Raw genomic sequence first — 14,663 nt, 5'->3', positions numbered from 1 at the left:
GCCTGATGACCTACACACCTGCCGAAAGCCGTTATGACACGATGGTTTACCGCACATGCGGCCAGTCCGGGCTGAAACTGCCCGCCGTGTCGCTGGGCCTGTGGCACAATTTCGGCCATGACACGCCGCATCAAACCAAACGTGACATCCTGCGCACCGCCTTTGATCTCGGTATCACTCATTTCGATCTGGCCAACAATTACGGCCTCCCTCCGGGCAGCGCCGAAGAAGCCTTTGGCGAGATTCTCAAAACCGACTTTGCCGGTTACCGCGACGAGATGATCATCAGTTCCAAGGCGGGCTATCGCATGCACCCGGGGCCTTATGGCGAATGGGGGTCGCGCAAATATCTGATGGCCTCTTGTGATGCCTCGCTCAAACGGATGGGCGTCGATTACGTTGATATTTTCTATTCGCACCGCTTTGATCCTGACACGCCATTGGAGGAAACCGTGGGCGCGCTGGATAGCATCGTGCGACAGGGCAAGGCGTTATACGTTGGGATTTCGTCCTATAATTCCGCCCGCACCCGCGAAGCGGTGGCCATTCTCAAAGACTTGGGTACGCCCTGCCTGATTCATCAGCCGAGCTACAATATGCTCAACCGTTGGGTCGAACGGGACGGGTTGAAAGACACGCTCAAAGAGTTGGGGGTTGGCTCCATCGCCTTTACGCCCTTGGCCCAAGGCATGTTGACGGCGAAATACCTCAAAGGCATCCCCGAAGGCTCGCGCGCGACCCAAGGCAAATCCTTGGCCCCGTCGATGGTCTCGGATCAGGCGATCAAAAACCTCAATGCGCTCAATGAGATTGCGCAGGCGCGTGGGCAGACATTGGCGCAAATGGCGATCGCTTGGGTGTTGCGCGATGAGGGCATCACCACGGCGCTCATCGGCGCGTCAAAGCCGTCGCAGGTGGTCGATTGTGTCGGCGCGGTGAGCAATCTGAGCTTCACGCCTGCGGAATTGGCGGCAATTGATGAGGCGGCTGATGAGGAGAAAATCAACCTTTGGGCCCTGTCGTCTGAAAGTGATCAAGATTAGTCTAAGTGGTTGTGATTTAAGTCATTGGCGGCTTCTCTTGGAGGCTGTACTCTAAGCGCACATACGCTCGGGAGGGGCCGCGATGACGAATGAGACAGCTCAATTTGACGGGCCTCAATTTGACGGGCAATGGACGTCGCGATTGATGATCTATGATCTTGAGGATCGGATCAGCACGCCTGTGCTTGAAACCGACATCGAGATTGCTGCGCCAAATTGGACGCCGGACGGATCGGCGTTGATCGTGAACGGTGGCGGGAGCCTGTTTTGGGTTGACCTTGATGCGCCGGAATTGTTGGAGATCGACACCGGCCTGTGCATCAATTTGAACAATGATCACGGCCTTTCGCCCGATGGCGAGACCCTGTATTTTTCCGATCATACCTATGGTCACGGCGCGATCATTTGGCGGCAATCCTTGGATGGCGACGCCGACCCGGAACAGGTCACCGAAAAACGCCCGTCGTGGTTTCATGGCATATCGCCCAATGGCCAATGGATTTGCTACACGGGCGTGCGCGAAGGGTTGTTTGGTATTTATGTTGCCGCAAGCGACGGGTCCGGCGAACATTGCGTGATCGAGGGCGGGCATCATTACGATGGCCCGGATTTCTCCGCAGATGGGGAATGGATTTGGTTCAATTCGGACCGCACCGGGGCCTCGGAGCTTTGGCGGGTGCGCCTTGACGGGTCGGGGTTGGAGCGGATGACCCAAGACGCGATGGTCAATTGGTTCCCGCATCCCGCGCCTGAAGGTGACGCGGTGGTGTATTTGGCCTATCCTGAAGGCACGGTGGGCCATCCACCGATGATGCATGTGGAATTGCGGCTGTGGCGACCGGGGCACCCGAGTGACACGCTGGTGACATTGACCGGCGGGCAGGGGACGATCAATGTGCCGTCATGGTCGCCCGATGGGGGGGCATTTGCCTATGTTGAATACGCGGACTAAAGCCGGTGTTTCGGCCCTGATTTTGGCCGCTTTGGCGCGCCCGGTGCTGGGGTTTGATCTGCCCGCGCCGGTCACGGATGAGGATTACCTTACAGTAAGCATGTCCGAGGTCACTTTAGGGCAACTGTTGTTTTTTGATCCGATCCTGTCGGGCAATGACAATATTTCCTGTTCCACCTGCCACCACCCGAAATTGGGCACCTCGGACGGGCTCTCACTGGGCTTGGGGGAAGGCGGGATCGGTCTTGGGCCGAGCCGAGTGGCGGACCAAAGCAATCTGCCCGAACACCGTGTGCCGCGCAACGCCCCCGCGCTATATAATTTGGGCGCGCATGAGTACACGCGGATGTTTCATGATGGCCGCGTCGAGGAGGTCGATGGTCATTTGCGCGTGCCGATTGAGGATGGTTTCTTTGCAACCGTGTCGGGCGTTTTGGCGACCCAAGCGGCGTTCCCCGTGCTCTCTCCTGATGAAATGGGCGGGCAGGTTAGCGAAAACCCTCTGTCCAAAGCCATCCGCAAGGGGCAATTTTCCGGCCCCGGTGGCGGTTGGGATTTGATTGCGGCCAAGGTGGCGGCGATCCCTGACTATGAGGCGCGATTCAAGACCGCCTATCCCGCCATCGCCTTTGGCCGCGACATCGCCTTTGCGGATATTTCCAATGCGCTGGCGGCATTTATGGCCTTTGAATATCGCTCTGATCACAGTCCCTTTGACCGATACCTGCGCGGTGATGAGGCGGCTTTGAGTGTTCAGGCCAAAGCGGGGATGGAGCTGTTCTATGGCGAGGCGGGATGTGCCGCCTGTCATTCCGGTGCGTTTCAAACCGATCACGCGTTTCACGCCATGGGCCAGCCGCAATTTGGCCCCGGCAAGACGTTGATTTTCGAACAAGGCGCGCGCGACGAAGGCCGGTTCCGTGTCACCGGCCAGCCGCAAGACCTCTATGCTTTTCGCACGCCCGCGCTGCGCAACGTTACGCTGACATCCCCCTATGGTCACACGGGCGCCTACGCCGATTTGCGCGATTTTGTGGTGGCGCATCTTGCCCCCTCTGAGGCGTTGATGACCTATGATCGCGCTCAGGCGGTGCTGCCTGATCTGCCGGTCGAGGATTGGGAGGTGATGAACACAGAGGCCGATGTCGCGGCGATCCTGTCGGCGATCAAAGTGCCGGACCGGAGCCTGCCTGAGGATCAAATCGACGCGCTGATGGCGTTTTTGCGCGCGCTTGAGGACAATCCAAATCGACTGGGCGTGCCGGAGACGGTGCCGTCTGGATTGGCGTTTGAGAAGTAGGGCGAGGACATAAGGCCGCTGTCCGCGGCTTTTGTCATGAGGCCCGATTTGAGGACAGGGTGACATGATGCGGCACCCTCGTTTTGCGTCCCAAAAGAACAGTTCCCAAAGTGATGGAAAAATCCATGCCAGAATTTTGTAAAGCCACAATTTTCGTCGAGGACTTTGATGAAGTCTTCGCGCACGATTTTCTTTGGGTTAAGATGTGGCTAGAAAAATGGAAAGAAAACATAGCCGTATCGAAATATTCGACTGGGGGATGGGAACACATCTGGGATGTTTTTGGCCCAAAAGGCGCCATTGAAGAAATCCCTGAAAATCTACTCTGCGGCAGTGACTGGGCCGGAATTTCAGGAAAAAAGACCTGCTCGTCTCATTGTTGTACCTGCCGTTCGGCCCACACATAAAGCCGCGATCAAACCTGCGGTGATAGGCCGGTTTGGGCTCGCACAAAGCTGGTATCTTACTCCCGCGCCAACTCAACCCAGCGATCGAACCGGGTCAGTTCCACCCAATCGCTTGCAAAGCCATCGGGCCATGTGACCTGAATTTTCGCACTCACCGCGTCACCAAGGCCAAAGTGCAGCGGCACCGCCTTGCCCGATCCATGCCCGCCGCCGATGGTGATTTCTTGATCCTGCAAACCAAGGTTGGTCAGAACCGACACCACTGCGCCGACGGCGGTTTGATTGGTCCCGGATTGCACCAAAGAGACATCCAGATACTGTCCGGAGTTGGGCGTCACGTTTTCATAAAGCTCCATGGGCGAGCCGCGATTGACCACCACGAGATCAAGCTTGCCGTCGCCGTTCAAATCCACCAATCCCGCACCGCGTGATTTCTCCAAAGATGCCACGCCTGCCGCAATCGAGACCTCGCGAAACGTCCCGTCTGGCTTTTGCTGCAACAGGTTGTTGGGGTCGCGCGCGGCGTTTGAGGGCATTTGTTCGACATTGCCCTTAGCGATAAACAGATCGGCGCGGCCGTCATTGTCGACATCGCCCCAATCCGCCTGCCAGCCGGTCGAGGGCCGCCCGTCATCGCCCAGATGCGGCCGATGGGCATAGGTGCCGATGTCAAAAGGCGCGGCCTCATAGCGACCATTCGCGCGGCCAAATTGCAGCAATTGATCGCCCATCGAGGTCAACATCACATCCGGGATCGCATCGCCATTGATGTCGCGTTCGGCAATGCCCATGCCCCAAAGGGAAACCCTGTCCCAGCCATCGCTCTCATCTAAAAACCGATTGTTTTGAAGATCATAGACCTGCTCATAGCCGCCTTTGACGTAGTAATGCCGATCATTGGAAAGTCGCAGGCTTTGCACCCCGCGCGCACCTTTGGACATCAGGGCGGAGAGTGTGCAAAAGCCCGGCTCTAGGATGGTTTTGTCCCATCCTGTTGCGTTTGGGCGGTGCAATTCGTTGCTGTCACAGGCCTCAAATGGCCCGTCCGGGTTGTCGCGGTCGACGTAATTGCCGAAAAACAAGGTCGGTCGGGTGTTGTCCCCCTCCCATCCGGCGGCAAAAGAGGTGGTCCAGCGGTCGCCACCGTCAAATCCCCATGCCTCTGAGGCGTCCTCAAACGCGCACTCGCCCAAGCCTTTGAGCAGTAGATTTTTCCCGACCCGCAGCACGGCGAGATCGGTGATCCCATCACTGTCGATATCAATCGGATAGGCTCCGGTGACGCCGGTGATGGCCGCGATGTCGCCACGCTCAAATGTCAGCGCGCCCTCGCGCTCGGAACGGTTTATCATCAGGCTGGCGGGGGTGTCACCGCCGGCAGCAAAGAGATCGGTCATCCCATCGCCGTTGCAATCAAAAGAGGCCACGCCGCCGCCGACAAAATGTTCCCAGCCGCCGCTGTAGATATGTGCGGGCAGGGCGTCGGACCGATCTTGGAATTGCGGAATGGATTGCGCCATAAGGGCTGTGGGGGCACAAAGGCCAAAGAGGAAAAATAAAAATCGGTGGGTCATCCCACAAGCATCTCCGTGGCCAGATCAAGCGCCAATGCGCCCGCGCCCCGCGCCCAAACCAGATCGCCCCAGGCGTGAATTTCCACCGGGGTCGGCGGGCGTCCGGGTTTGTGGGTCAACATGCGGGTCTCGTGCAGCACATCTTCGGCATAGAGAAAATCGTAACGCAAACGATCGCCGGAGAGAAGGATTAATGCCGGGTCAAACAAGGTCACGACATTGGCCAGCCCTGCGGCCAAATAGCGCCCAGCCCGCGAAAAAATCGTCCGCGCCAAGGCGTTGCCGTCTTTGGCTTGGCGATAGAGCGTTTCCAACATGTCGTCGGCGCTGCGGCTTTGCGGGCCGATGTTGAGCGCGGTATGGGCTTCACGGACCAAGGCATAGTCGGCGACATAGGCCTCAAGACAGCCGCGCTGCCCACAGCGGCAGAGCGCGCCATCAAGTTGCACTTTGGTGTGGCCAAGTTCCATCCCGTGCCCCATGCCGCCGCGGTGCAATTGGTGTCGGATCACAAGCCCCATGCCCAAGCCGTGTTCGATCGAGACCACGGCAAAGTTGTCCAATCCGCGTCCAGCACCAAACCACAACTCGGCCAGCGCCAAAAGGTTGGCGTCATTGTCGATCCGCACGGGAACACCCAAACGGTCGGCCAATAGGTCGCGCAACGGGATGTCGGCGGCTTCCATGAAGGGGCACCACAGCATATGACCCGCGTCAAAATCAACCATGCCGGGCAGGCCGAGAGCCACGGCGGTGGGCCGTGTGCCGGTGAGGTTGGCGTCCTTGAGACCTGCCGCGACGATGGTTTCGGCCTCAATCAGGATCTCATCGGTCGTGCGCGCCATCGGCGGCGCGGGCAGGGTGGCCGAGCCCAATAGATTGCCAGCCAAATCCAGCACCACGGCGGAGTTGGAGCGGTCCGAAATTTTGATCCCGACGATGATGCCGGAGCTGGTGTTGACTTTGAGGCCGACACGGGGGCGGCCACGGGTGGAGTCTGTGTCACGTCGGGGCAGCTCGGTTTCTTCGATCAAGCCTGCGCCAATCAGATCGGAGGCGATTTGGGTGACGGTCGCGGGCGAGATCGCAAGCTGGCGTGCCAGATCAACACGGGCAACGGCCCCCGCCGCGCGCACCGCCTCAAACACTTGACGCCGAAAGGATTTTGCCCCGGTGTCCGCGTTCGGGAACAGGGGTCCACAGCCCGCTTTTGGGTGGGGTTGGGTGAGCGGATCAACGGAGGGTTCCATTGGGATGTCTGATGTTACGTCAGGGATCATAAAAATTCGCCAATCTAATTTAATAGACGATTTACGCACCTTTTCGCCTAAGGTTTCAGCGATTAATGCATGGTTTATTTTGAATATCCATCAGAAAGTGAAGGATGGGCGTTATTATTATTTTGACACTCAAATTAAATATGCCATGATTTCGCCATCCCGACCGCGAGTCGGGACCCGTCGGCACTTATCTGTAGGAGGAGGAGTGGGACCGGCGTGGCTATTTGGGAGGATATTCATGCGTAAATCCATGTTGATGGCGGCCACTATTGTGGCTGCTGGCTTTACAACTTCGGCGTTCGCCGCCGATCTCACCGTTGGCGTGAGCTGGTCCAATTTCCAAGAAGAGCGTTGGAAAACTGATGAGGGCGCGATGAAAGCGGCGCTTGAGGCGGCTGGTGCCGACTATGTTTCCGCAGATGCGCAGTCGTCGTCGGCCAAACAGCTTTCCGATATTGAAAGCCTGATCGCGCAGGGCGTGGACGCGCTCATCGTATTGGCGCAAGACACCCAAGCGATCATTCCCGCCGTCGAAATGGCAGCGGACGAAGGCATTCCGGTCATCGCCTATGACCGCCTGATCGAAGATCCGCGCGCCTATTACCTGACCTTTGATAACGTTGAAGTCGGGCGTCTTCAGGCCAAAGCTGTGTTCGATGTTCAGCCGACCGGCAACTATGTGATGATCAAAGGCTCGCCGACCGATCCGAACGCCGACTTCCTGCGCGGTGGTCAGCAAGAGGTGTTGCAGGCGGCAATTGATTCCGGCGCGATCACCATTGTGGGCGAGGCCTACACCGATGCGTGGCTCCCGGCCAACGCACAGCGCAACATGGAATCCATCCTCACCGCGACCGACAATAAAGTGGACGCGGTTGTGGCCTCCAATGACGGCACCGCAGGCGGTGTTGTGGCCGCTTTGGCGGCGCAAGGCATGGCCGGTATCCCGGTCTCCGGTCAGGATGGCGATCACGCCGCTTTGAACCGTGTGGCTTTGGGCACACAGACGGTGTCCGTGTGGAAAGACGCCCGTGAGCTTGGCAAAAATGCCGCTGAGATCGCCGTTGAATTGGCGGGCGGTATGATGGCGCCCGATGTTGATGGCACCGTCGCTTTCACCACACCGGGTGGCAATGACATGAACGCTAAATTCCTGGCCCCGATCCCGATCACCAAAGACAATCTGTCGGTGGTTGTGGACGCTGGTTGGATCACCAAAGACGCGCTGTGCCAGGGCGTTGAAAGCGGTCCGGCCCCCTGTAACTGATCGGTTTCAGGACCGAAATCCTCCCGGTTCGCCGGGCATTTAGGACTGTTCCCGCCGGAGTTCGGCGGGGGCGGCCCGCCTCAGTGCGCCCGCGGCCGGGTTACCGACACGAGGGGGCAGGGCAGAGATCAAGACACAAAGATCGGGACATGAGGCACACGAGGCGCAGACCTCGTTCAGACCTAGGGGAAGGCGACAATGGCGGACCAATCACAGACAGCGGCGACACAGGCCAACACACAGACGGGCCCTCAGAATTCCAGCAATAAGGGGTTTTTCTCCCAGTTGGAGATCGACATGCGGCTCTTGGGCATGGTGGGGGCGTTTATCCTCATCGCGCTGGCGTTCAACATGTTTACCGATGGGCGTTTCGTCACACCGCGCAATATTTTTAACCTGACCGTGCAAACCGTCTCTGTCGCGATCATGGCGACGGGCATGGTGTTTGTCATTGTCACCCGTCACATTGACCTCTCGGTCGGGGCTTTGTTGGCGATTTCTTCGGCCATTGGCGCGATGATGCAGGCGCGTTGGTTGCCACAAATTGTCGGGCTTGATTACGGCAATCCATTGATCGCGCCGATCGCGATTGTGACCTGTCTGGCGGTCGGCACCCTCATCGGGGCGTTCAATGGCTGGCTGGTGGGCTATCAAAAAATTCCGGCCTTTATCGTCACTTTGGGCGGTCTGTTGATCTGGCGCTATGTCGGCTGGTATGTCACCGATGGTCAAACCATTGCGCCGCTCGATCAGACCTTTACCGTTTTGGGCGGAGCTGAGGGCACATTGGGTGTCACCCTATCATGGGCGGTTGGGATTTTGGCCTCTGCCTTCACGATCTACGCCCTGTGGAACGCGCGCAACGCCCGCAAGAGCCACGGTTTTCCGATCAAGCCGCTGTGGGCTGAAGTCACCATCGGCGGTGTCGCTGTCGCCGCGATCCTTGGCTATATCGCCACGCTCAACGCCTATGACATCCCGGTCGGCAAGCTCAAACGCCTGTTTGAAGCGCGCGGCGAGATCATGCCCGCGGGCTATACCGAGGCCTATGGTCTGCCGATTTCGGTGATCATTTTGATTGTCGTTGCCATTGCCATGACGCTTGTGGCCAAGAAAACCCGTCTTGGAAAATACATCTTTGCGACGGGGGGCAACCCGGATGCGGCGGAACTGTCGGGCATCAACACCAAACTTTTGACGGTCAAAATCTTTGCGCTGATGGGCTTTCTTTGTGGTCTCTCTGCGGTGATCGCCTCGGCCCGTCTGCAAAGCCACGCCAATGACATTGGCACACTCGATGAGCTGCGCGTGATTGCGGCGGCGGTGATTGGCGGCACGGCGTTGTCGGGGGGGATCGGCACCATTCACGGTGCAATTTTGGGCGCTTTGATCATGCAGTCCTTGCAATCGGGCATGGCGATGGTGGGCGTCGATGCCCCGCTGCAAAATATCGTGGTTGGCTCGGTTTTGGTCTTTGCTGTCTGGATCGACATTCAGTACCGCAAACGCCTTGGCATGAAGATTTAAGGGGGAATGAGCATGGAAAACAGTGCAAACACAACCATGGGCAAGAACCCCAACATCGGCACGCCGCTTGTGGAACTCAAAGATATTTCGATCTCTTTTGGCGGGATCAAAGCGGTGGATCATGTCTCGATTGATCTGCACCCCGGCGAGGTCGTGGGCCTGTTGGGCCACAATGGTGCGGGCAAATCGACGCTGATCAAATGCTTGTCTGGCGCCTATCAAAAGGACGCAGGCGAGGTCTACATCAACGGCGAGAAGGCGGAGATCCGCAACACCCGCGATGCGCGCAAATACAATGTCGAAACCATCTATCAAACGCTGGCTTTGGCTGACAATCTCGATGCCGCCTCGAACCTGTTTTTGGGTCGCGAATTGGTCACACCGTTTGGCTTTGTCGATGAACCGGCGATGGAGGCTGAGACGCGCAAGATCATGGGGCGGTTGAACCCGAATTTCCAGAAATTCAAAGAGCCGGTGAGTGCGCTCTCCGGCGGTCAACGCCAATCGGTGGCCATTGCCCGCGCGGTCTATTTCAACGCCAAAATCCTGATCATGGACGAACCGACAGCGGCGCTTGGTCCACATGAAACCCAGATGGTCGCGGAGTTGATCGAAGAGCTCAAAGCACAGGGCCTTGGGATTTTCCTCATTGAGCATGACATCCACAACGTCATGCGGCTCTGTGACCGCGCGATGGTGATGAAAAACGGCCAAAGCGTTGGCACGGTCAACGTCGGCGAGGTCACGGATGAGGACATTCTGGGCATGATCATCATGGGAAAAAAGCCGCCGCAAGCGTATTAACCTCCTTACAGGGCGGGCGATTGCATTTTGGTCGCCCGCCACACAACAAATGGATTTCCCATGTATATCGGACTTGATCTCGGGACCTCCGGTCTCAAAGCGATCCTGATCACTGAGGCGCAAGATGTTGTCGCCGAAGCCAATGTGGCCCTGACCAATGAGCGCCCGCAGGATGGCTGGTCGGAACAGGACCCGGCCACATGGCTTGCTGCCTGTGATCGGGTGATGGCCGAACTTGGCACCAAGGCGGATCTTTCCGGCGTCAAAGGCATTGGTCTTTCGGGGCATATGCATGGCGCGACCTTATTGGATGGCGCGGATCAGGTGTTGCGTCCCTGCATCCTGTGGAATGACACCCGCTCCCATGTCGAGGCGGCGGAGATGGACGCCGATCCGCGTTTTCGTGCCCTCACAGGCAATATCGTGTTTCCGGGATTCACCGCGCCGAAACTCGCGTGGGTCAAACGCCATGAGCCAGAGATTTTTGCACAGCTCAAAAAGGTGCTTTTGCCGAAAGATTACCTGCGGCTTTATCTGACCGGGGAGCATGTGGGCGAGATGTCTGACAGTGCGGGCACCGCGTGGTTTGACACCGGCGCGCGCGATTGGTCCGATGATCTTTTGGCCGCGACCGACATGGATCGCTCTTTCATGCCGCGGTTGGTCGAGGGCTCTGAGGTCTCTGGCACATTGCGCGCCGAATTGGCCGCCAGTTGGGGCGTCTCGCCCACCTGTGTGATCGCGGGGGGCGGCGGCGACAATGCCGCCTCGGCCATCGGGGTCGGTGTGGTCAAAGCCGGGCAGGCCTTTGTGTCCCTGGGCACCTCAGGCGTGCTCTTTGCTGCCAACGACGGCTATCAACCGGACGCAGCCACCGCCGTTCACACCTTTTGCCACGCGCTGCCAAACACATGGCACCAGATGGGCGTGATCTTGGCGGCGACCGATGCGCTCAATTGGTATGGGCGCTTTGTCGGCCACGACGCGGTCACGCTGACCCGTGCGCTTGGTGGGCTTGAAGCCCCCGGCAAGACCCGGTTTTTGCCGTACTTGGGCGGAGAGCGCACGCCGTTGAACGACTCCGCCATTCGTGGCGGGTTTATTGGCCTTGAACACGCGACGGACACGCACGCGGGCACCCGCGCGGTGCTTGAGGGCGTGACTTTCGCGATCAAAGATTGCGCCGAGGCACTGGCCGCAACCGGCACCAAAATTGAACGGCTTTTGGCGGTCGGGGGTGGGTCGAACTCTCCCTACTGGGTCGAGGCCATCGCCACCGCGTTGAATGTCGCCGTGGACCTGCCCGTGGCGGGGGATTTTGGCGGCGCTTATGGCGCGGCGCGCCTTGGTCAAATGGCCGCAACGGGGGGCGGGACCGAACTGGCCGCCACACCCGCCATCGAGACAACGATTGAACCAAACCAAAGCCTGAGTGCTGCGTTTGAAGACGGGTTCGCCCGGTTCAAAGCGGCTCAGGTTGCCATTAAGGGGCTGACATGACTGAGTTTTTCAAAGGCATTCCGCAAATCAATTACGAAGGCCCGGCCTCGCACAATGAGTTCGCCTATAAGTATTACAACCCCGATGAGGTTGTGATGGGCAAACGGATGGAAGATCACCTTCGCTTTGGCGTCGCCTATTGGCACAGCTTTGCCTATGAGGGCGGCGACCCGTTTGGCGGGCGCACTTTTGATCGTCCGTGGTTTGGCGAGGGCATGGAAAAGGCGAAACTCAAGGCCGATGTGGCCTTTGAGATGTTCGACATTCTGCAAGCGCCGTTTTTCTGTTTTCACGACCTTGATGTTCGTCCCGAAGGCGCGACATTTGCCGAAAGCAAACGCAATCTTGAAGAGATCGTCGATTATTTCGCCGCGAAAATGGAGACGTCGCACACCAAGCTGTTGTGGGGGACGGCCAACCTGTTCACCCACCGCCGGTTCATGGCCGGATCGGCGACCAACCCGGACCCGGATGTGTTTGCTTACTCTGCCGCGACGATCAAATCCTGTATGGATGCGACGATCAAACTGGGCGGGGCCAATTACGTCCTGTGGGGCGGGCGCGAAGGCTATGAAACGCTGCTCAACACCGATCTGACACGCGAGGCGGACCAAGCCGCGCGGATGTTGGAAATGGTGGTGAACTACAAGCATAAAATGGGCTGGGACGGGGCGATCCTGATTGAGCCGAAGCCGCAGGAACCATCGAAACACCAATATGATTTCGATGTCGCCACCGTCTACGGATTTCTCAAACGCTATGGGTTGGAGAATGAGGTCAAGGTCAACATCGAACAGGGCCACGCCATTTTGGCCGGGCATTCCTTTGATCACGAATTGGCGCTGGCGGGTTCGCTGGGCATCCTTGGCTCGATCGACATGAACCGCAACGATTACCAATCCGGCTGGGACACCGATCAATTCCCGAACAATGTACCCGAAGTGGCTCTGGCCTATTACGAAGTGTTGCGCGCGGGCGGGTTCACCACGGGGGGCACCAATTTCGATGCCCGCATCCGGCGCCAATCTCTGGACCCGGAAGATTTGATTTTGGCTCATGTGGGGGCGATGGACATCTGTGCGCGCGGGTTCAAAGCCGCCGCTGCGATGTTGGAGGATGGCAAATTGGAAGCGGCGCGTCAGGCGCGCTATGCCGATTGGACCAAGCCTGCGAACCAAGCGATGTTGACGGACGGAGATTTGGACGCGATTCAGGCGCGGGTTTTGGCCGAGGGCATCAACCCGGAGCCGCGCTCAGGGCGTCAGGAGCGGTTGGAGAATTTGGTGAACTCTTACCTGTAAGGGTTTGATTAAATTTATGAAATGGCGGGCATGTCCCGCCATTTTTCGCAGTGCTCCAAAAATCGCAGTGCTCCAAAAATCGCAGTGCTCCAAAAATCGCAGTGCTCCAAAAATCGCAGTGCTCCCAAAATCGCAGTGCTCCCAAAATCGCAGTGCGCCCCAAAAGAAGGGCTATCTTTTGGACAATGTGCGATGGATCGCGTCGGTCCAGCCGTCATATTTTGCGCTGCGCAGGGTCGCGTCCATCTGCGGCGTAAACGTCGCCTGCGCGCGCCAAACCTTAGCAAACTCATCGGGGGCGGGGCAAAGATCGACCGCAAGCCCGGCCAAATAGGCAGCCCCCAAAGCGGTGGTTTCCAGATTGGCCGGACGGTCCACCGGCGCGCCCAAGATGTCAGATAAGAATTGCATCGCAAAGGGATTGGCCGACATGCCACCATCGACGCGCAGGGTGGTGTCCTCGGGGGTGGCGCTCCAATCGGCATGCATCGCCTCGATCAGGTCGCGGGTTTGATAGCCGACACTTTCGAGTGCGGCACGGGCAAACTCCGCAGGTCCGGTGTTGCGCGTCAGGCCATAGATCGCACCGCGCGCCTCGGCATCCCACCACGGCGCACCAAGCCCGGTGAAGGCCGGGACGAGGTAGAGGTTTTGTTCGGGATCGGCCTGTTGTGCCAGCTCGAGCGTTTGCTCGGCATCGGTGATGATCCCAAGCCCGTCGCGCAGCCATTGCACCACGGCCCCGGCGACAAAGATTGATCCTTCGAGCGCATAGGTGGGGGTGCCGTTCAGTTGATAAGCGACGGTTGTGAGCATCCGGTTTTTTGAGGCGACCGGGGTGTCGCCGGTGTTGAGCAGGGCAAAACAGCCAGTGCCATAGGTGGATTTCATCATGCCGGGGCGAAAGCACGCCTGACCAACCGTGGCCGCCTGTTGATCGCCTGCAACACCGCGAATGGGGATCGGCGCGCCAAACAGGGTGGTTTCGCCAAAGTCAGCGGAGCTGTCGCGCACTTCGGGCAGCATTTGCATCGGGATGCCAAGGCGCTCACAAATCGTCGCGTCCCAGGCGCCCTCATAGATATTATAAAGCATGGTGCGGCAGGCGTTGGTGGCGTCTGTGGCGTGCACCCGCCCCCCCGGATTGCCTTCGGTCAGGTTCCAGATCAGCCACGTGTCGACAGTGCCAAATTTAAGCCGACCCGCGCGTGCCATGTCGCGCGCACCTTCGGTTTGATCAAGGATAAAGGCCAGTTTTGTGGCGGAAAAATACGGGTCGAGCAAAAGCCCGGTGCGGGTCGTAACCTCCGCTTCAAATCCCTCCTCGCGCAGCTTGGCACAGGTGTGCGCGGTGCGCCGATCCTGCCAGACGATGGCGGGGGCGATGGGTTTGCCGGTCTCGGCGTCCCAGACCACGGTGGTTTCGCGTTGATTGGTCAGACCCAGCGCGGCCGGACGCACACCCGTGTCTGCCAGCACATTGCGGATCACCCGAACGGAGGTTTGCCACAGGTCCATCGCATCATGTTCGACCCAGCCCGAATGCGGGTAATGCTGGGTGAATTCCTCTTGAGCGCTGGAAATGGGGCGCAGCTCCGCGTCAAACAGAATGGCGCGGGTCGAAGTGGTGCCTTGGTCCAAGCTTAAAATTGTGTTGCTCATGTCGCCTCCCTTGCAGGTTACGATAGGGCGTGGATCACGGGTCTAC

12 protein-coding genes are annotated in these 14,663 nt (G+C 58.5%); 9 read left to right on the top strand and 3 right to left on the bottom strand.

The features are described from left to right. Window positions 1–5: 5 nt before the first annotated feature. The 4 genes from mgrA (at window position 6) to DA792_RS09120 (ending at window position 3,702) form a co-directional block, all read left to right on the top strand. Entirely contained in the window at window positions 6–1,043 is a 1,038-nt protein-coding gene (gene mgrA, locus DA792_RS09135; RefSeq protein WP_107719667.1) for an L-glyceraldehyde 3-phosphate reductase, read from the top strand. A gap of 82 nt (window positions 1,044–1,125) precedes the next feature. Then, window positions 1,126–1,995 carry a TolB family protein gene (locus DA792_RS09130; RefSeq protein WP_254679661.1) on the top strand — a complete coding sequence of 290 codons (870 nt, stop codon included), beginning with the start codon at window positions 1,126–1,128 and terminating at the stop codon, window positions 1,993–1,995. Beyond that, on the top strand, window positions 1,976–3,295 hold the full coding sequence (locus DA792_RS09125) for a cytochrome-c peroxidase (protein WP_107719666.1): 1,320 nt from the start codon (window positions 1,976–1,978) through the stop codon (window positions 3,293–3,295). Before DA792_RS09130 ends, DA792_RS09125 begins: the two co-directional genes overlap by 20 nt. 113 nt (window positions 3,296–3,408) lie before the next feature. Further along, window positions 3,409–3,702, top strand: a complete 294-nt coding sequence (locus DA792_RS09120; protein WP_217621091.1) for a hypothetical protein — start codon at window positions 3,409–3,411, stop codon at window positions 3,700–3,702. Between the two features lie 56 nt (window positions 3,703–3,758). On the opposite strand, the gene DA792_RS09115 is transcribed toward DA792_RS09120, so the two are convergent. Then, window positions 3,759–5,276, bottom strand: coding sequence for a CRTAC1 family protein (locus DA792_RS09115; protein WP_107719665.1), 1,518 nt, complete (start codon window positions 5,274–5,276; stop codon window positions 3,759–3,761). Then, window positions 5,273–6,556, bottom strand: a complete 1,284-nt coding sequence (locus DA792_RS09110) for an ROK family protein (protein WP_107719664.1) — start codon at window positions 6,554–6,556, stop codon at window positions 5,273–5,275. Before DA792_RS09110 ends, DA792_RS09115 begins: the two co-directional genes overlap by 4 nt. Window positions 6,557–6,794: 238 nt before the next feature. Between DA792_RS09110 and xylF the strand changes: the two genes are divergently transcribed. The 5 genes from xylF to xylA all read left to right on the top strand — a co-directional run bounded on the left by xylF (window position 6,795) and on the right by xylA (window position 12,955). Next, window positions 6,795–7,823, top strand: coding sequence for a D-xylose ABC transporter substrate-binding protein (gene xylF / locus DA792_RS09105; RefSeq protein ID WP_107719663.1), 1,029 nt, complete (start codon window positions 6,795–6,797; stop codon window positions 7,821–7,823). Window positions 7,824–8,021: 198 nt separating this feature from the next. Beyond that, on the top strand, window positions 8,022–9,350 hold the full coding sequence (locus tag DA792_RS09100; RefSeq protein WP_254679660.1) for a sugar ABC transporter permease: 1,329 nt from the start codon (window positions 8,022–8,024) through the stop codon (window positions 9,348–9,350). Window positions 9,351–9,386: 36 nt separating this feature from the next. Further along, the gene (locus tag DA792_RS09095) at window positions 9,387–10,154 is read left to right on the top strand and encodes an ATP-binding cassette domain-containing protein (protein WP_107722633.1); all 768 of its coding nucleotides are present in this window, start codon (window positions 9,387–9,389) and stop codon (window positions 10,152–10,154) included. 60 nt (window positions 10,155–10,214) lie between these two features. Next, window positions 10,215–11,654 (top strand): xylulokinase, encoded by a 1,440-nt coding sequence (gene xylB / locus DA792_RS09090; protein ID WP_107719662.1) that lies wholly within the window; start codon window positions 10,215–10,217, stop codon window positions 11,652–11,654. Further along, the gene (gene xylA, locus DA792_RS09085; RefSeq protein ID WP_107719661.1) at window positions 11,651–12,955 is read left to right on the top strand and encodes a xylose isomerase; all 1,305 of its coding nucleotides are present in this window, start codon (window positions 11,651–11,653) and stop codon (window positions 12,953–12,955) included. The genes xylB and xylA overlap by 4 nt, the downstream gene beginning before the upstream one ends. A 171-nt stretch (window positions 12,956–13,126) precedes the next feature. On the opposite strand, the gene glpK is transcribed toward xylA, so the two are convergent. Next, window positions 13,127–14,617: a glycerol kinase GlpK gene (glpK, locus tag DA792_RS09080; protein WP_107719660.1), complete on the bottom strand. Its 1,491-nt coding sequence runs from the start codon at window positions 14,615–14,617 to the stop codon at window positions 13,127–13,129. Between the last annotated feature and the right edge of the window lie 46 nt (window positions 14,618–14,663).

It is taken from the genome of Celeribacter baekdonensis (assembly GCF_003047105.1).
GTDB classification, from domain to species: domain Bacteria; phylum Pseudomonadota; class Alphaproteobacteria; order Rhodobacterales; family Rhodobacteraceae; genus Celeribacter; species Celeribacter baekdonensis_B.
Note: the sequence above shows the minus strand (reverse complement) of the source record. Positions and strands in the feature narration are given on the sequence as shown.